Here is a 17883-nt window from a genome sequence, read left to right as displayed (position 1 = left end):
CTTCTGGATTGGGGGAAAAAAAACGTGCGCTGAAGAAACCGCGCTCAGGTCTTGAAGCCGACTGCGCACCAGTATGGTTCGTCATCGCTGAACTGGATGTCGGTCAGCCCAGCCTGCGTCATCATCTGTTTGATTTGCGCGCGCGTGAATCGTTGTTCCAAACGTGTCCCGAAGCGATCCAGGGAGTCGGTGCGCATGGTATAGAAGCTCATCGCGCGGTACTGAGAAAGCGGCACGCTGCTCACATTCACTCCTGCCTTCTCCAGCAGACGAGCGAATCTGGCGAGCGGCCAATAAACGAACATAGCGATCACGTCACATACTCTGCGCTTGGCAAAACCCGGAAGCCGTGAAATACCCCGCCGGGCGACGTCGGACACCGTCCACAGCAGCCGAAACCACCGGGACCGATTGTCGAAACGATAGTAGAGATAGACCAAGAAAGGCGCGCCTTTTTTTAGCAATCGAACGCAGCTGCAAATACCCGCCGCGGTATCCGGAACATGATGAAGAACGCCGAGCGAATAGCCAAAATCCATGCTTTCCTCGCCAAGCGGCATCGCATCGACACTTGCGCAGTGAAACGCGACGTTCGAACGCTCGCGCAAATTCCTTCGCGCCACCGCGAGCGCCCGTTCAGACGGATCGATACAGATGAGTTCATGAATGCGTGCCGCCGCAAAGTTGGCCCACCGTCCGCTGCCACAGCCCAGATCAAATCCTCGCGCCTGAGGAGGCAGCGATTCCCACGGAAAGACGGCGAAATACCGATCGAACTGTCTCCTCAGCTCAGCCTCCGAAACGCCGCTCTGGTCGAACTTCTCCCATTCCGAGCCAAAATCTTCCACGGCAGCCGTGTCGATGTTTCGATCACTCACGCCGATCACCCACAAATTTCGCGCCATATGACCGCGTGCCGGTCCGAGCATGCCGCGAGTGAATATTGCTCCTGCACCTTGCGCCTTGCTGCCAAGCCCATCTGTTCTGCTCTGACGGGATCGTCCAACAAAGACACTATAGCGGCAGACATTGCGCCCACATCGGTAACCTCCTCGACATGGCCATCCACGCCATCTCGGATCAACTCCCGCACCCCCCCAACGCCATAGGCCAGCGTCGGCAAGGCAGCCGCTTGAGCTTCGAGAATAGCAGTCGGCGCCCCCTCGGTCACCCGCGAGGGCAACACGAGCATGCGAGCCGCTGCCAGAAATGGCGCAATGTCTCTCTGAAACCCCTCAAAGCGAACGTTCGATTCCAAACCTTGCTGAGCAACAGCGCGCTGGATCGCTCCGTTGAGATCGTCTCGACCGACGAACAAAAATCTAACGTCAGGGTGCTGACGAGCCACTGTGGCGATCACTTCAAGAAACGGCAGGTGGCCTTTCAGCGGATGCAGATTTGCGATCACCGCGACGTTCTTGGGACGCATGCTCACCGGCTGCGGCGGTGGCAGTGGCAGCTCTACACCATTCGGAATCACATGAATCGCCTTGCGATCCACTCCGGCGATCCGAGACAGAGAGTCGCGGCCTGCCTGAGAATTCGCTATATAAGCAGCGGTCAACCTTCGTAGCAGCCTTTCCGAGTGTCCATAGCGAACTGTCAGTTCCGAGCCCGGCGGGAAGCTGGTGCGAATGGCATGCACAACCCGCAAGCGTGGCAGCGTAAGCTTGATCAAACGCACGAGGATGCACGAGCGCAGGCCGACTGCGTACACCACGCTCGGTGCCAACTCACGCAGCGTCCGTCGCAGCGCCCAAAAACTGGCGACCGAAGGAAGAACCAATGGCTCGACGCCGCATGCCCGCACCCAGCGCGTCCATTCGCCCTCTCCATCCACTGTGCCTAGCCGGTAGGTGATATCCGGCGCCGAGTTCGCCAGACACATTCGGGTCAGACTGCGCTCCGCGCCGCCCAGTCCCGCTGCGGAAAAAAGCACCAGAACATTGATCATCGAAGCGCCAGACCGCTGTTTCGCATGTTCGCCAGATATCGTTTGAGCAAACTTGTGATGTAGGCCGAGAGTTGCTCCAGCGCATCCACGACCAGTGCCAGCAGCGACAAGATCAGCATCAACGTGATGAATGACGCCGCGGATCTGAAAAACGTCGGTGCGAAAGCGAACAAGCCGAGGTAAATGAAGCGCGACTTGAAACCAACCGGCCGTGGGAATCGCGACAGTAACGCGAACAACATGAACATCAGCAGTACGCCGAAGAAGGAAAAATTCGCGTATTGCTCCAGCAGGAAACCGGACGGAAATGTCGCCATCAGGCCTTCGGTGTCCGACAGGTCGGGAAACATTGCAGCTACCACCGCGTTCGAGCCGAACAGGAATGGCTTGGACTCCCAAAGGAAACGCGGGATGTACGTGATGAAAATATCTTCGAAGATGGTCTTGCCCCACAGCAGCGGCTGCCCGTCCTGAATCTGCAGGTACGCCGCGAACAGATCGAATCCGTCGTATGTTTGCATGAAACGCCGCAACGCGAACAGGAACAGGAACTCGTTGTCCTCTCGCCAGCTCAACATGCCGATGACCGACGCCGCCACGCCCAAAGCGCCCAGAACGATGCATGCTCGAACGGCCGAGAAACCGATGGCGGCAACGCAAGCCAACAGCAGCGCGCCCAACAAATAAGCACGCGAACCTACCACCAGCAATACCGACAGGAACGCGCCTACTGCCGCCGCGCGAAACAGCAGATTCGCGTTCGATCGCAACGTGAAATACACGAGCGGCAACCCCCACAGCATGAGCACAGTGATCCAACCGTAGCCAACCTGCGCTTCGAGCGACTTGCGACGCAGCTCGTTCTTCACCAGCGAGAAGTCGAGATAGTACTCAACGTAGATGCCCCAGTACGCAATGATCAGAATCGCCGAAATTGCCAGCAACCAGAAGGTCGGATGCAGTGCCCGGGTACGCTCCGTGAAGTCACGCTGCTCCCTCGGCAAGAACAGCAGCACCGCAGTCATGCATGCCAGCATGTTGACGAAGTAGTAAACGTTGACGAACAGATAATTGAACTGGTCGACGTCGTGCGGGAAAGTCATGAAACCTTCGGGGTCGAACAGCAACAGCGCGCATTTGAAGGGATACGCGACCCACAGGCTCACCAGCAATAGCGACAGCAAATGCAGATGATTGGGCGAGCGCCACTGCACCAAGCCCACCGCCGCCCCGGTCAACACAGTGTTGATGAATAGCAATGTCCACAGCAGCATCGGTCGATCCTCAGCGAGCCTCCGCGTCGGCGGCGAAGATCCAGGAACACAGCGACTGCCAGACCGTCTCGAACGTGTACTGCTCCTTGGCACGCAAGTAGCCGCGATACGCTATTTCGGCTCGACGCTCGTCGTCCCCGAGGAACTTGCACGCCTTGGCGATGGCATCTCCAATGTCGTCGTAGTAGATGGCCTCCTCGTTCTCGCGCAATATCTGGGTCTGGAGATTCGACGCGCCACGGTCGCACAACAGCAGCATGCCGTGCGACGCCGCCTCGTACGTGCGCATGTTGCCGCATTCGGAGGGCACATCGCTTACGTGCATGTTCAATGCGATCTTGGTTCGCAGATACAGCTCGCGCTTGTCGGCGGGCTCGATGGCATGGACGCGACGATAGTAGCCACGCTCTCCGACCAGCACCCGTAGAAATCCCGCGTAGCCACCGAATGGCCAGCGGCCATGCACGGTGAAATCGTCGCCCAGAGCACGTTTGACTCGTGCCAGACGCTCTACTTTCGTAAATGTCGGATTGCCCACGTAGCACACGCCCGCCTCGCGTTTGAGGATGTCCTCATAGCTCAGCGAAGGTATGGGCACAGGCTGCACCAAGGGCAACCAGAATCTGCGCCGCACGCCGGCCCGACGCAACAGCTCATCGAAGCTGGAATCGGCACTGTAGCTCGGCGAAATATAGAAGGCGCCATCGTACGCCCACACGTAGGGAAGTCCGCGCACGTAGGTCGAGTGCGGATCGTCGACGAAGCCCATGATGAACTTACGCGAGCCACGCCGCGCAGCGAGAATCTCTGGATGCAGGAACGGATACGTGAAGAAGACGACCGCATCCGCGCCTTCTATTTCCCTCAAGAGCTGCTCGCAATTGCGCAGGTACTGAGCATCGCGCTCGCGATACAACTCATCGACACCGCGCGCCTCGAGTACCAAACGGCTACGCAAAATGCCACTGAACCCATGGGTGAGCAGCCTGCGGCCGACGGTCGCGCAACCGCTCCAGGCGATCGACTTGCCCACCGGGTACAGAACGTAGCTTCCCAACCGGATTTCTCGTTCCAATGCCAGGCCGAACACCGCGACTCGTTTCATTGGACCGCCGCGCGCCGACGACCGACGATCAGAATATTCGCTGCAAAGCGCGTGTTTCGCGGCCAGATAAATGCGAGAAAGTTCAGTGCATATTGCACCAACCGACCGCCCACTCCGTATTTCTGCAGCGACAACAGCCAGGGCGAGGGCCGCCCATAGAACGAAGCAGTCAGCACATAGTCGGGATGGCGAGCCTGCAAGTCGGTCCAGAAAGACGGACGCATCACGTCCAGATTGTGGATTTCCAGGTTGGCCGGATCGAGCCGTGCCTGTAAGCGTTGATACAAGCCCGAGTAGTTGGGAATGAGCACCAGCGCCGTACCGCCGGCCTTCAGCCAGCGCAAATGCGCGCCTAGCATGTCCGACGGATCGTCGAAATGCTCCAGCACCCCGATCGAATAGACCAGATCCATGGTGCCATCCAGCCCGGCAACCGCCGTGGCATCCTCGCACAACATCTGTGCGCTCCGACCTGTGGCAGCAAAGAACTGGCGTGCAATGGCGCATCCTTGATCCGAATAGTCGACACCGACGACGTTGCGCGTCACGTGATCGTGCACCCAGGCAAGCGTCTTGCCCGGTGCAAAGCCGATCTCGGCGACTCGCGCACTGGCGGTCAACCGCAAGGATCTGAACAGCGTCTTCAAATCGAGGTTGAAGACGTTCAATGAGCTGAGCGAGCCGCTCGGTACCGCGCCTGCCCAGTTGCCATTCCAATAAGTCTTGCCGGGAGTCTTAAACATACTCGTGAGCTCGCTCGCCGCGCGTCATCGCCGCGACCGGAGAACGAAGTTGTAACTGGGTGTCCAATGCTTGTTGCGATATTCCGTCAGCACCTCGAAATGGTGCGCCAGACGCTCGCGGACCGCGCGCTTGCTGAAACCGCGATAACCTATTTCCCAATAGTGCTGACCGCTGCAGAACAACGGCCGGCCGGGATCCGGTTTACGAAGGGGATTGAATAGATCCGCCACCGCAGTCAACTCGATCGACTTGAACCCCATGTCCAACGTGACGCGCGGATGCCGCCCGGCCACCGGCAGATACGCCAGCGCGAAATGGCCGACCCGGGCAATCTCCGCGAGCGCTCCGTTGAGATACGCAATCGGCAAGTGCTCGAGCACGTGGGACACGATGACGATGTCGAAGTGCTTGTCGCGAAACATCGGCATGTCATGGCAGCTGCCGATGACATCTGGATCGAAGGTCGAATCGATGTCGAAAGTGGTTACCTCGTACTGCTTCCACCGGAACACCGCCGCATCCAGTCCCTGACCGGGACCGATGATCAGGATCGTCTTGCCGGCGCCGACCCAGTGGCGAACATCCCGCAGCTGATAATAGGTATTCACGAACATCGACAGGTTCACGGCATCGAACCATGCCTCGCGATCCACCGGCATCACCGCCGGCGTTGCTTCGCCCCGCCGCTCAATCGACTCGTTCAAAACGCCTCCTGAACAGGCTTGGGTGCGACCATCCACGTCGCGCACACCGAAATGAACTGGGCCACGAAATAAGCCGCCGCAACGCCCTGCAATGTTGCGGAGGGTGCCCACAAATACGAAAGTAAGACGAAGCTCGCGTCGCGTGGAATGGCGATCAGGAACAGCGACTGCCACATCCGCCCGGCCGCCTGCACCAACTGGTACATCGCGCTGCTCAGCACCTCGGGCAGGACCGACAACAGCAACACGTACGCGAACCAGTCACGCCGAACGAATGCCTCTCCGTAAGTCGAGAGCACATACGGCAATCCCAAGCTTAATGGCACAACTATGAATAGCGCGGTAACGAGTGTTGCCAGGACGTTGGCCGTGTATAGGTGGCGGAACTCGCCGAGCTGAGCCTTGCCTTTGAGATTGTTGAGCACCGATACCGTGACCGAATTCAGCAGCGTCGGCATCTGCAATGCAATGAGCCGGATCTGGTTGGCGGCCGCGTAAATTCCGACCAACTCGACGCCGCCGGGCAGCCTCGCCAGGATCGCCATCACGATGGATTGCGCCGGCACGGTGACGAAGCCCGACAGTCCCGCGGGCAATGCGAACTTCCATACCAATTGCCGATCGTGGTCGGTCAGAGGCTCGTCACGCGAGATTCCATGCCCGACGATGACTTTGGAAAGCGCGAAATAAAAAACGGCATATCTGCAAGCGCTCGATACCGCTAAGCCTATTGCAGCTCCATCGAGCCCGCCCCACCAACCGCCGACGCAGGTCACGACGATGTGGGTAATGCCAGTTATCAGTCCCACATGACTCAAGTTGCGGAAGGCGCCAAACCCCTGGAGCGAGCCCTGCAGGTACGCGACGCCGGTTTGAAAATATACGGCGATCGCTGCAATCTTCAACGGTCCGAGCAGCACGGCATCGCCGTAGACCGATACAGCGATCATCGGTGCCGTGACGAACATCAGAGCGGCGCCACACAGTCCGGTGGCCAACGTCAGGAACTTGCAGAGCCGCAGAATGCCGCCCACCCGTCGGCCGCCTGCGCCGCGAAACTCTGCGATGAACTTGGCGGCGACCAGCCCCGCCCCGCCCTGGGCAATCGTAGCCGCGGTCATGACGACGGTTAGCACGATCGCGTACAGGCCGAATTGCTTCAGTCCGAGGATCCGTGCCAGCAACAGGCTGGACAGTACCGTGGCCCCCTGGTTGAGCAGGGCCGCAATCAGACTCCAGAGAAACCCCTTCAACAGGTAGTGGCGAACGATGGCCGCATAGCGAGCCAGCGTTCCGAGTGGCCCGCCGCCCGTGCCCGCCTGCGCCTCTGAGGTCATGATCGGCGATATATAGGAAAAACGTGCGGCACGCGACTAGCGCGCCGCACGCAGCGCGACGATAGCCGATGAGACAATTGCCAGGAACACGCCGAGCGCCAGTCCGATGAACAACCCCATCGCAAGCATCACGCCCTTGCGTGGCCAGATGTACTTGTCCTCATCCGGTATCAACGCTTTGTCCACCACCTGGAACACGTATTCCTGCGTCACGTTGGCCAGCATGATCTGCTTGACCTGCAACTCCACCAGCCGATAGATCGCCGCGCGCGTGCCCAGGTCATCGGTCGTCTTGAGCTCTTTCTTCAGGTATTCCAGAGACGCTGTCGCCTTGTCGCCGGCGCGGCGGCGCATCTCCAGATTGAGTCGCTTGACCAACTCGTTGGCCCAGGCGGCGGCCTCGGTTCGGTCGCGCCATTCGATCTTCAATGTCACCAGCCCGGTCTTGGTGTCGCGTGTTAGGGTTCGGACCCTCTTGTCGAAATAATCATAGGCCTGAGCCGCGCTCGGTTCCTTCTTGCCCGGCAACCAACGCCGATTCGACTCATCCCAGCGGTCGGCAAAGAACCTTTGCCGCAAACTGAAATCCTCGACGAAGCCATCGGTGAACTGGCGCGACTTCAAAACCGCCAGTGCCTCTTCGAGCTCAGTATCGTTGGCCCCGACCTTCACTCCGGCCAGCGCCGCCAGACCACCGAGTTGGCCCAACGCGGAACCGATGCTGCCGCCGCTGCGCTCGCTGGTTACTGGCATGAGCAACACGGATGATCGATATACGGGTGTGAGAATAAACGCCGCAGCGAGGAAGGTGCCGGCGCACACGATCGTAGTCGCGGCCACCCACCAGCGCTTCAGCCACAAAATTCTCAACAGGCCGATAAAACCGAGTTGCCCACTCGCCCAGTCCGTCGCCGCGATACTCACTGGCCGTTCGTCCATTGCGTGCCCCACCCGCTCAGAACGAATTCACAGCAGCCGCTGCGATGGACAGGTTGTAGATGATCGTCGTCACCGCGATCCAGAACGGCAGCGGACGCATGCGCTCCGTATCCAAGGGCGCCACGATCGTGTCGCCGGACTTTATCTCGCTGCCACGACCGCTGAACCAGGCGTTGCTCGAACGTGCCACTACACTGCCGTCCGCCCGGACGACATAGATGTGCTTTTCATCGGCACGCGGGGTCAAGCCACCGCTCATCCCGATATAATCGTCCCGACTGAGGTTGTTCCGGTATAGATGCGAGGTTGCACTCTGTACCTCCCCAATGACCGTGACTTCCTGCACGACGCGTGGCACGAGCAATCGGTCACCGCCCTTCAGCACGATATCGTTCTCCGAACCGGCCCGCGCCGAGATGGAACGATCCAGGTCGATCACGAGCCTTCCCACGGGCTTGGCGTCGCGCAATGAAGCAAGCAGCGATTGTCCGACGGCCAGCGCCTGACCGGCGTCTTTACCCGTCTCCTGCGCCGACATCAGCGACGCCTGGCGAGATCGGATTCCATACGGGTTGCGAGAGTCGCCAAACTGTTTTTTGCGCTCGCGCTCCTTCAGCTCATCGCGGGTGAAGACCGCGCCCTCGGCGAATGCCAGCTCGGTCAAACCGCCGGCACGCGCCATCACGGAGCGTAGCGTTTCGCCGCGATGGATGGGATAACGCCCCGGGAAGCGGACCTCGCCGCGAATCTCAACTTCCTCCTGCACGGCCCACAACGGCACTTCCTTGATCATGAGGTAATCGAACGGCCGCAACGCCAGGTTGGATGACGGGTCCCCATCCAGAACTCTGCGCAAGTCGATCTCAATCAGTTCCGCCTGGCGGGTGCCGTCGCTGGCAATCTGATACCGGGTCAGCTCCGCCTGGCCGCCGTAGGCCGCTTCGTCCAGGCTGCCGCCGGCGCGCAGCAGATCGCTCACACGCATTCCCGGCTCCAACGGGTACTTGCCGGGAACCTTGATCTTGCCGGCAACGCTGACCTCCGGCGTCGGCTCGTCGATCCGCGATTGCAGCTGCAACTCCCGCATCAACGGCTCGATGATGCGATCACGGCCGGATTCGCGGTCAAATACAAAAATGCGGTCGCGTGGCGCAAGTTCGAAGTTGGCTGCACTCTCAGGCCGGGCCAACGCTTCTTCCAAGTTCGCCGAGAACACCTGGATCCGACGGTCGGGAGGAACCTCTCTTCTCACCAGCACATAGCGCTGATCCGCACTCGGCTCCAGGTCATCCATACTCGGTAACAGGCCGGCCAGGCGCATGCCGGGAGTGAACTGGTATGCCCCGGGTCGATGCACATGGCCGCTGACAACCACGGCGTCGTTCAGTACGGGACGAATCGTCGGCACTCGCAGAATGTCTCCGGATTCCAACGCCCGATTGCGGCCGGCAGCCACGGCCAGATTCACATCGACGATGATGCGCTGGCGCTGCTCGTTGACTCGCTCGAGGGTCACCAGCGTCGGATCTGCATCCGGCAGCAGTCCGCCCGCCAACCGCAGCAAGTCTGCTGTCGTCGTTTCTTGCTTGAGCTCATAAATCGCTGGTCGGCGGACCTCGCCGGCAATGCTCGCCGTCGCTCCAACCGGAGGAATGAAGATCACATCGCCGGGTAGCAGGCGCACATCGGCGCTGGTATCGCCTTTGAGCAGCAAGTCATACAGATCCAGCGTCGAAACCGTCCGGCCGGCGCGCTTGAGCTGAATGGTTCGCAACGAGCCGATCAACTTCACGCCGCCGCTCACGAACAGCGCATTGGTAATGGTCGACAAACCGCTCACCGTGTACGAGCCGGGCATCTCGGCATCACCCAGCACGAACACCCGGATCGAGCGCAATTCCCCCATGCTGACGGCGACCTGGGTATTGCTGAGCTGTTCGCTCACCCGGGTTTCAATCGTGTTGCGCACATCGTCGAAACGTTGTCCGCTCACGGCAATCGGGCCGAGCTCGGGAAAATTGAGGCGGCCATCGCGCCCGACCACGAGTTCGTAGCGTCCCTTGGTGTTGCCCATCAACTGGATCTGCAATCTGTCCCCCGGCCCCACGACATACTCGGCAGGCACGGGCACGTCGGTTGCCGGCGCAAAGGTCGACGGCGTCCCAGCAAACAGGTCGTAGCCAAACGGCTTCAGCCCCTCAGCTCCCAGTGGCTTCAATGGCAAGCGGGTCAAAGAAACGATGAAATCGTCCAGCCGCAACTCGGCGGTCAAGCGCTGAGTCGCCTCTTCGTCGGTGAGGCCGGCGAGCGGAATGGGCCCCAGCTCGGCGATATTCAAAATGCCCCACTTATCGAGCTTGTACGGATTTCGGCGTAGCACTCGCTCACGAAACTGCTCCAGGCGCAGCCGATCGTCGCTACTCCGATCGAGTACTTCCTGACGTTGCTCATTGCCGCCTGGCCCGCTCGTGCCGGTCGGCTGCGGCACCTGAACTGTGCTTCCAGGGATGCCCGGCTGCCGGCTCGAGGCAGCCTGCCCACGACGCTCCTTCTCCTCGATTTCCGGAGCGCGCCGCTTGAGCTGGCGGATTTCCAAGGTCAGCAGAACCGTGTCGCCGGCCTTGAGGCGCGACTTGCGAACGCCGTTCGCGCCCGAGGCGAACGCGTCTTCGTCGTTTTCGTCGTTTTTATTCTGGTTCCGCGGACGTACCGTAGACGGAAAGTCGAGCTTGCGGTCCGAGCGTACACCGGTACGGGGAGACGTCGATGAGCCGCTGCTTCCCATCGCTTCCATGATGGCCTGCTGCTGCTCCGGGTTCATGTTCTGGAACATCTCGATCTGGTCGGCACTCGGTGTCTGAGCCGAGCTCACCGGCGACACTGCGAGACCAAACACGAACAGCGATGCAATGGCGGCCAACCATGAAATTTGGTTGGCAAGTCTGGTTCTAAGCATCAGGGCCGCTTCAGAATTAAATCCCTGTAAAGAGGCCGACAAGTTTACACAGACCCTTCCCTGGATGCGATGAATTGTGCAGCAAGACAGCGGAGTTAGCTGCGGTTCAGCTGCTGCGATAGTCGCCCTGATGTTCCAGGAACCACCGGTAGGTAGCGGCAATGCCGTCACGCAAGCCGATGCGAGGTGCCCAGCCCTGTGCTTTGAGCACGGAAACATCCAAAAGCTTGCGCGGCGTGCCATCGGGCTTGCTGGTATCGAAGCGCAACTTGCCAGCAAAACCGACCGCTTCCTGAATGAGCCCGGCCAGCTCCTGGATCGTCACGTCCTCGCCCCAACCGATGTTCACCGGTTGCTCGCCCTCATAGTGCTGCATGAGAAACAGGCAGGCATCCGCCAGGTCGTCCACATGCAGGAATTCCCGCCGTGGGGTCCCGGTCCCCCATACGACCACCTCGGCGTCACCACGCAGCTTGGCCTCGTGGAATTTGCGGATCAACGCAGGTAGCACATGGGAGTTCTGTAAATTGAAGTTGTCGCCAGGTCCATACAAATTGGTCGGCATGGCGGCGACCGCATTGAACTGATACTGGCGCCGGTACGCCTGGCACATTTTCACTCCCGCAATCTTGGCGATCGCGTACCACTCGTTGGTCGGTTCGAGTGGCCCGGTCAGCAAACAGCTCTCCGGCATGGGTTGCGGCGCATGCTTCGGATAAATGCAGCTGGACCCCAGAAACAGCAGCTTGGTCGTACCGAAGCGTCGAGCGGCATCGATGACGTTGGTTTGAATCTGCAGGTTGTCCCGGATGAAATCGGCCGGATAGGTATCGTTGGCGTGGATACCGCCAACCCGCGCGGCAGCCAGAAACACCGCTTCGGGTCGTTCAGCATCGAAGAATTGCTCGACGGCCCCCTGGTTGCGAAGGTCGAGCTCCGCACTGGAGCGCAGCAGCAGTTGTGAGAAGTCATCGGCCCGCAGGCGGCGAACAATGGCGCTACCGACCAGTCCGCGATGGCCGGCTACGAAAATGCGCGAGGTCTTATTCATGTCGCTGATAGGTACGGAAACCTTCACGAGCCACCAACGCGTCCCGGCGAGCGGCGTCCACGTCGGCTGCGATCATTTCCTTGACCAGGTCCGCGAAGCTGGTTTCAGCCTGCCAGCCGAGCTTTTGCTTGGCCTTGCTGGCATCGCCGAGCAGCGTGTCGACTTCGGTCGGACGGAAATATCGACTATCGATCTTGACGATCACGCGACCCGAACTGGCATCCACGCCCTGCTCCTCGATGCCCTGGCCACGCCATTCGATGCGCATGCCCAGCTCGGCGCCGGCCAGCTCGACGAATTCGCGGACCGAGTGCTGCTCGCCGGTGGCGATGACAAAGTCATCAGGCTCATCCTGCTGCAGGATCAACCATTGCGCCTTCACGTAATCACGTGCGTGGCCCCAATCACGCAGCGAGTCCAGATTGCCGAGATACATCTGGTCCTGGAGCCCCTCTTTGATGCGCGCCAGACCGCGTGTGATCTTACGAGTAACGAATGTTTCGCCGCGAATCGGCGACTCATGGTTGAACAGGATGCCATTGCAAGCGTACATGCCATACGCCTCGCGGTAGTTCACTGTGATCCAGTATCCGTAAACCTTGGCGGCACCGTACGGAGAGCGCGGATAAAACGGCGTCGTCTCCCGTTGCGGCACTTCCTGCACCTTGCCGTACATCTCGGAGGTGGAGGCCTGGTAGAAGCGTGTCTTTTTCTCCAGGCCGAGGATGCGGATCGCTTCGAGGATGCGCAGCGTGCCGAGCGCGTCGGAGTTGGCCGTGTATTCGGGCGTTTCGAACGAGACAGCCACATGGCTCTGCGCGGCGAGGTTATAAATCTCGTCGGGCTGCACCTGCTGAATGATGCGGATCAGATTGGTGGCGTCCGTCAGATCGCCATAGTGCAGAAACAGCTTGACGCCGCGGTCATGCGGATCCTGATACAGATGATCGATCCGATCGGTGTTGAAGGACGATGCGCGACGCTTAATTCCGTGCACTTCGTAGCCCTTGCCGAGCAGGAACTCGGCCAGGTAGGCCCCGTCCTGGCCCGTGATTCCCGTAATCAACGCCTTCTTGCCCAAAATAGCCTCTCGAAATGATCACGCGTGACGCGGCATTAGCCGGTTTGGATCGTGCATTCTAGCGGAAACCGGCCGTTTGCACCGCCCAAACCCGGCCGGCACTAGCCCCGCCACTTCGCCACGTGCTCCAACAAATTCTTCAGCGCCGGTTCAGCTCCGGACGCCGCTTCGGCCGGCTTGTCCAGCGCCGGCGCGAGCGATTCCGCCAGTTTCTTGCCCAGCTCCACGCCCCACTGATCGAAGGCGTTGATGCCCCAGATCACGCTCTGCGTGAATACCTTGTGCTCGTACAGAGCAATCAGCCGTCCGAGCGTCTTCGGGCCGAGGCGCGGGAACAGGATGATCGTGCTCGGCCGGTTGCCCGGATGCAGCTTGTGCGGAATCAACCGCACGATCTCACTCTCACTCGTGCCCTTCGCCGCGAGGTCCTGGCGCACCTGCGCTTCGGTCTGACCGAAGGCGAACGCCTGGGCCTGCGCAAAACAATTCGCCAGCGCCAGATTCTGCTGTTCCTGAAAGGGGCTCGATGCATTGACCGGCGCGAGAAAATCCAGCGCCACTTGGGCCGTGCCCTGATGCAAGAGCTGGAAGAACGAGTGCTGTGCGTTCGAACCGGGCTCGCCCCACAACACCGCGCCGCTGTCGTACGGCAGCGGCGTGCCTGCCACGGTCACGCTCTTGCCGTTGGATTCCATCTCCAGCTGCTGCAGATAAGCGGAAAAGCGATGCAGCCGCTGGTCATAGGGCAGCACCGCGAGCGAATCCAGGCCGAGGAAATTCCGGTTCCAGACGCCGAGCAAGCCCATCAGCACCGGCAGGTTGTTCTCGAACGGCGTGTTGCGGAAGTGCTCGTCCATTTCGAAGCCGCCTTCCAGCATCAGCTCGAACTGATCCATGCCCAGCGCCAGCGCCACCGACAATCCCACCGCCGACCACACCGAGTAGCGACCGCCCACCCAGTCCCACATCGTAAAGCGGTTTTGTGGCGGGATTAAGAAAGCATCCATCGCCTTGGCATTGGTCGAGACCGCGGCAAAGTGACGCGCCGGCGCGCCCTCGCCCAGCCGATCGACGATCCACTGCCGCGCGAGCTTCGCGTTGGTGAGCGTTTCCAGGGTCGAGAATGTTTTCGAACAAACGACGAACAGCGTACGGGCCGCGTCGACTTTCTCCAGCACGTCGCCGAGCTGCACGCCATCGATGTTCGAGACGCAGTGCAGACGCAGATTGCGATTGCGATATTTGGCGAGCGCCTCGGTGGCCATCACGATGCCCAGATCGGAGCCGCCGATGCCGATGTTGACGATATCAGTGAAGGTCTTGCCGGTGTGGCCGTGAATGCGGCCGCCGTGAATGCCTTCGACGAAGGTGCGCATCTTCTGCAGGCTGGCGCGCACTTCGGGCATCACATCCTGTCCGTCGACCAGCACCGGCCGGTCGGTGCGATTGCGCAACGCGGTGTGCAGCACGGCGCGATGCTCGGTGGTGTTGATTTTCTCGCCACTGAACATCGCATCGATGCGACCCCGCAGCCCCCGCGCGTTCGCCAGCGCCAGCAACAGACGCATCGTCTCCGCGTCGACGCGCTGTCTGGAAAAATCGAACAGCAGATTGAGCTCGGAGGTGCGCGAGAAATTCACCGCACGCTGCGGATCGTTCGCAAACAGATCGCGCAGATGCCGACCTCGCATGCTCGCAGCGTGAGCTTCGAGCGCCTGCCACTCAGGCGTCGTGTTCGCTAGCGTCATGGGAAAACCTCCTGTGGGTAGCTCGTCGGCACGGGAATGGTGCCGGAGGCTACCTCACCGACGGCGCAGCGTGAAGCTTTTGTGACTCGCGGGGAGGCGTAGCGTGGTGGCTTACTTGCCGTAGTAGCCGACGTACCACTCAATGAAGCGACGCACGCCCTCTTCCACCGGTGTGGCGGGCTTGTAGCCCACGTCTCGCACCAGATCCTCGACATCCGCCGATGTGTCGGGCACATCGCCCGCCTGCAGCGGCAGCAGATTCTTCTGCGCCTTCTTGCCGAGGTTTTGTTCGATGCACTCGATGTAGCGCATCAGCTCCACCGGTGAGTTGTTGCCGATGTTGTAGAGCCGGTAAGGCCCCTTGCTGGTCGCCGGATCGGGCTCATCGCCGCTCCAGTCCTGGTTCGGCTGCGCCGGACGATCCATGGCCCGCACCACGCCCTGCGCAATGTCGTCGACGTACGTGAAGTCGCGGCGATGGTTGCCGTAGTTGAAAACATCGATGGGCTTGTCGGCCAGGATGTTCTTCGTGAAAAGAAACAATGCCATGTCCGGCCGGCCCCACGGGCCATACACCGTAAAGAAACGCAGCCCGGTCACCGGCAGCTGATACAGATGCGCATAGGTGTGCGCCATCAGCTCATTGGCCTTCTTGGTGGCGGCGTAGAACGACAATGGATGATCGACATTCTGGTGCACCGAGAACGGCATCTTCGTATTCGCGCCGTACACCGAGCTGGTCGACGCATACACCAGATGTTCGACGCCGTTGTGCCGGCAGCCTTCGAGAATGTTCGCAAAGCCGACCACGTTGCTGTCGATGTAGGCCAGCGGATTCTGGATCGAGTAACGCACTCCGGCCTGCGCGGCCAGATGAATCACGCGCTGAAACTTCTCTTGCTTGAACAGCGCCGCCATGCCCTCGCGATCCGCTACGTCCATCTTCACGAACCGGAAGTTCGGAAACTTCTGCAGGATTTCCAGCCGCGCCTGCTTCAAAGAGACATCGTAGTAATCGTTGAGATTGTCCAGACCGACGACCTCATCGCCGCGCGCCAGCAGGATCTGGGAGGTGTGAAAGCCGATGAAGCCGGCCGCGCCGGTGAGAAGCAGTTTCATGTGTCGCTTAACCGATATCGATGATTGAAGGGGCGCGAATAACTCCGCGCACAACCCATTTCACGTGCAACCTCGACCCCGCAGGCGCACCACAATGCTGCCGCATGAACAGAATCGACAGTCACAAGGACCTGGTCGTCTGGCAAAAAGCCGTCGCGCTGGCGTGCAAAGTCTACGCCGCGAGCCGGTTACTGCCCAGAGACGAACGCTTCGGTCTGCAAAGCCAGCTCAGACGCACCGCCGTAGCCGTCGCAAGCCTCATTGCGGAAGGCGCGGCCAGCCACAGCCGGGCTCGATTCGTCCAGTCGCTACATGCGTCTCGTTGCTCGCTGTCGGAGCTGGAGACACAGTATTTGATTGCGAGCCGACTCGCTCCAAATATCGAAACGCACGCCACGGTGGCAGCGATCGACGAAGTTGGCCGCCTGCTCAACGGCCTGATACGCAGTTTGGTTTCATCAGGCCGCACGGCGCACGCCAAAGCATGCGCCCCGCAGCCCTGACGGCCAGTTACAGCCGTCCGTCGACCTCGTCCGCATCGAACACATACTTGATGTCATACAGCACATGCGGCTTCTTCGCGAACGAGCGGATCTCGTCGATGCCCATGTCGCGGAACTGCTTGTGTGCGACCGCCATCACGATGGCGTCGTACTTGCCGGCGCCCGGCCTGCGGATCGGCTTGATACCGTACTCGTGCTCGCACTCCTCCGCGTCGACCCACGGATCGAACACGTCCACCTTGGCCCCGAACTTCTTCAGCTCGGCCACCACGTCGGCGACCTTCGAGTTACGCAGGTCGGGGCAGTTCTCCTTGAACGTCAGGCCCATCATCAGGATGCGCGCGCCGTTCACGTGGATGCGCTTCTTGATCATCAGCTGCGCGATCTGCTCGGCGACGTAGATCGCCATGTTGTCGTTGATGCGGCGGCCGGCCAGGATCATTTCCGGGTGATAGCCGATCTCCTGCGCCTTGTGCGTCAGGTAATACGGATCGACGCCGATGCAATGACCGCCGACCAGCCCCGGACGGAACGGCAGGAAGTTCCACTTGGTGCCGGCGGCTTCGAGCACTTCCTCGGTGTCGATGCCGAGGCGGTTGAAGATCAGCGCCAGCTCGTTGATCAGCGCAATATTGACGTCGCGCTGCGTGTTCTCGATCACCTTGGCGGCTTCGGCGACGCGAATGCTCGACGCCTTGTGCGTGCCCGCCGTGACGATGCTGCCGTAGAGCGCGTCGACGAAGGTCGCCACTTCGGGCGTCGAGCCAGACGTGATCTTCTTGATCGTGGTGAGGCGATGCGTCTTGTCACCCGGATTGATGCGCTCGGGGCTGTAGCCGGCGAAGAAATCCTTGTTGAAGGTCAGGCCGGAGAGCCGCTCCAGGATGGGCACCGCAACCTCTTCGGTACAGCCCGGATACACGGTGGATTCGAACACCACGATGTCGCCCTTCTTCAGCACCTGGCCGATCAGCTCGCTGGCGCGCTCGATGGGCGTCAGGCCCGGACGCTTGTAGCTGTCGATCGGCGTCGGCACTGTGACGATGTAAACCCGGCAGGTGCGCAGATCTTTCAAATTGGTCGTGTACGTCAGGCGCTTGGCGGCCTTGAGCTCGGCCGGCTCGACTTCGAGCGTGCTGTCGCGGCCCTTTTTCAGCTCGGCAACGCGGGCCGCCTTGATGTCGAAACCGACGGTTTGGTAGCTCTTGCCGAACTCCACCGCCAGCGGCAGCCCGACATAGCCCAGGCCAATCACTCCCAGCTTGCATTCGCGCAGACTAAATTGAGACATAAGTGTCCGGTGGATAACGGATGGGGTTGTTCACAAAGGGCGCAAGAATGCCACAAAACCGGCGTCGAAATAGAGAC

At 60.4% G+C, this 17883-nt stretch carries 15 protein-coding genes; 1 reads left to right on the top strand and 14 read right to left on the bottom strand.

The window, feature by feature from the left end:
- Positions 1 to 44: 44 nt before the first annotated feature.
- The 13 genes from D0550_RS28270 to D0550_RS28210 form a co-directional block, all read right to left on the bottom strand.
- Entirely contained in the window at positions 45 to 905 is an 861-nt protein-coding gene (locus D0550_RS28270) for a class I SAM-dependent methyltransferase (protein ID WP_116812552.1), read from the bottom strand.
- A complete protein-coding gene (locus D0550_RS36550) occupies positions 884 to 1954 on the bottom strand; it encodes a glycosyltransferase family 4 protein (RefSeq protein ID WP_161966106.1) in 1071 nt (356 codons plus the stop codon). Before D0550_RS36550 ends, D0550_RS28270 begins: the two co-directional genes overlap by 22 nt.
- Positions 1951 to 3228 carry a hypothetical protein gene (locus tag D0550_RS35035; RefSeq protein ID WP_161966105.1) on the bottom strand — a complete coding sequence of 426 codons (1278 nt, stop codon included), beginning with the start codon at positions 3226 to 3228 and terminating at the stop codon, positions 1951 to 1953. The genes D0550_RS36550 and D0550_RS35035 overlap by 4 nt, the downstream gene beginning before the upstream one ends.
- A 10-nt stretch (positions 3229 to 3238) precedes the next feature.
- The gene (locus D0550_RS28255; RefSeq protein WP_116812551.1) at positions 3239 to 4333 is read right to left on the bottom strand and encodes a glycosyltransferase family protein; all 1095 of its coding nucleotides are present in this window, start codon (positions 4331 to 4333) and stop codon (positions 3239 to 3241) included.
- The gene (locus D0550_RS28250) at positions 4330 to 5076 is read right to left on the bottom strand and encodes a class I SAM-dependent methyltransferase (RefSeq protein WP_116812550.1); all 747 of its coding nucleotides are present in this window, start codon (positions 5074 to 5076) and stop codon (positions 4330 to 4332) included. Before D0550_RS28250 ends, D0550_RS28255 begins: the two co-directional genes overlap by 4 nt.
- Positions 5077 to 5100: 24 nt before the next feature.
- Positions 5101 to 5781 carry a methyltransferase domain-containing protein gene (locus D0550_RS28245; protein ID WP_116812549.1) on the bottom strand — a complete coding sequence of 227 codons (681 nt, stop codon included), beginning with the start codon at positions 5779 to 5781 and terminating at the stop codon, positions 5101 to 5103.
- On the bottom strand, positions 5778 to 7118 hold the full coding sequence (locus tag D0550_RS28240) for an oligosaccharide flippase family protein (RefSeq protein ID WP_116812548.1): 1341 nt from the start codon (positions 7116 to 7118) through the stop codon (positions 5778 to 5780). The genes D0550_RS28245 and D0550_RS28240 overlap by 4 nt, the downstream gene beginning before the upstream one ends.
- 36 nt (positions 7119 to 7154) lie before the next feature.
- Positions 7155 to 8057: a Wzz/FepE/Etk N-terminal domain-containing protein gene (locus tag D0550_RS28235; RefSeq protein WP_116812547.1), complete on the bottom strand. Its 903-nt coding sequence runs from the start codon at positions 8055 to 8057 to the stop codon at positions 7155 to 7157.
- 16 nt (positions 8058 to 8073) lie between these two features.
- Positions 8074 to 11013, bottom strand: a complete 2940-nt coding sequence (locus tag D0550_RS28230; RefSeq protein WP_161966104.1) for an SLBB domain-containing protein — start codon at positions 11011 to 11013, stop codon at positions 8074 to 8076.
- A gap of 106 nt (positions 11014 to 11119) precedes the next feature.
- Positions 11120 to 12064: a GDP-L-fucose synthase gene (gene fcl / locus D0550_RS28225; RefSeq protein ID WP_116812584.1), complete on the bottom strand. Its 945-nt coding sequence runs from the start codon at positions 12062 to 12064 to the stop codon at positions 11120 to 11122.
- The gene (gmd, locus tag D0550_RS28220) at positions 12057 to 13145 is read right to left on the bottom strand and encodes a GDP-mannose 4,6-dehydratase (protein ID WP_116812545.1); all 1089 of its coding nucleotides are present in this window, start codon (positions 13143 to 13145) and stop codon (positions 12057 to 12059) included. The genes fcl and gmd overlap by 8 nt, the downstream gene beginning before the upstream one ends.
- Before the next feature lie 101 nt (positions 13146 to 13246).
- Positions 13247 to 14893 (bottom strand): glucose-6-phosphate isomerase, encoded by a 1647-nt coding sequence (gene pgi / locus D0550_RS28215; RefSeq protein ID WP_116812544.1) that lies wholly within the window; start codon positions 14891 to 14893, stop codon positions 13247 to 13249.
- 111 nt (positions 14894 to 15004) lie between these two features.
- A complete protein-coding gene (locus D0550_RS28210) occupies positions 15005 to 16012 on the bottom strand; it encodes an NAD-dependent epimerase (protein ID WP_116812543.1) in 1008 nt (335 codons plus the stop codon).
- A 20-nt stretch (positions 16013 to 16032) separates the two neighbouring features.
- Here D0550_RS28210 and D0550_RS28205 point away from each other — a divergent pair, with 20 nt between their 5' ends.
- Entirely contained in the window at positions 16033 to 16515 is a 483-nt protein-coding gene (locus D0550_RS28205) for a four helix bundle protein (protein ID WP_206606592.1), read from the top strand.
- 7 nt (positions 16516 to 16522) lie between these two features.
- On the opposite strand, the gene tviB is transcribed toward D0550_RS28205, so the two are convergent.
- On the bottom strand, positions 16523 to 17806 hold the full coding sequence (tviB, locus tag D0550_RS28200; RefSeq protein WP_116812541.1) for a Vi polysaccharide biosynthesis UDP-N-acetylglucosamine C-6 dehydrogenase TviB: 1284 nt from the start codon (positions 17804 to 17806) through the stop codon (positions 16523 to 16525).
- Positions 17807 to 17883: the final 77 nt, after the last annotated feature.

It is taken from the genome of Steroidobacter cummioxidans (assembly GCF_003104955.1).
This window is presented reverse-complemented; position numbering and strand designations above follow the sequence as displayed.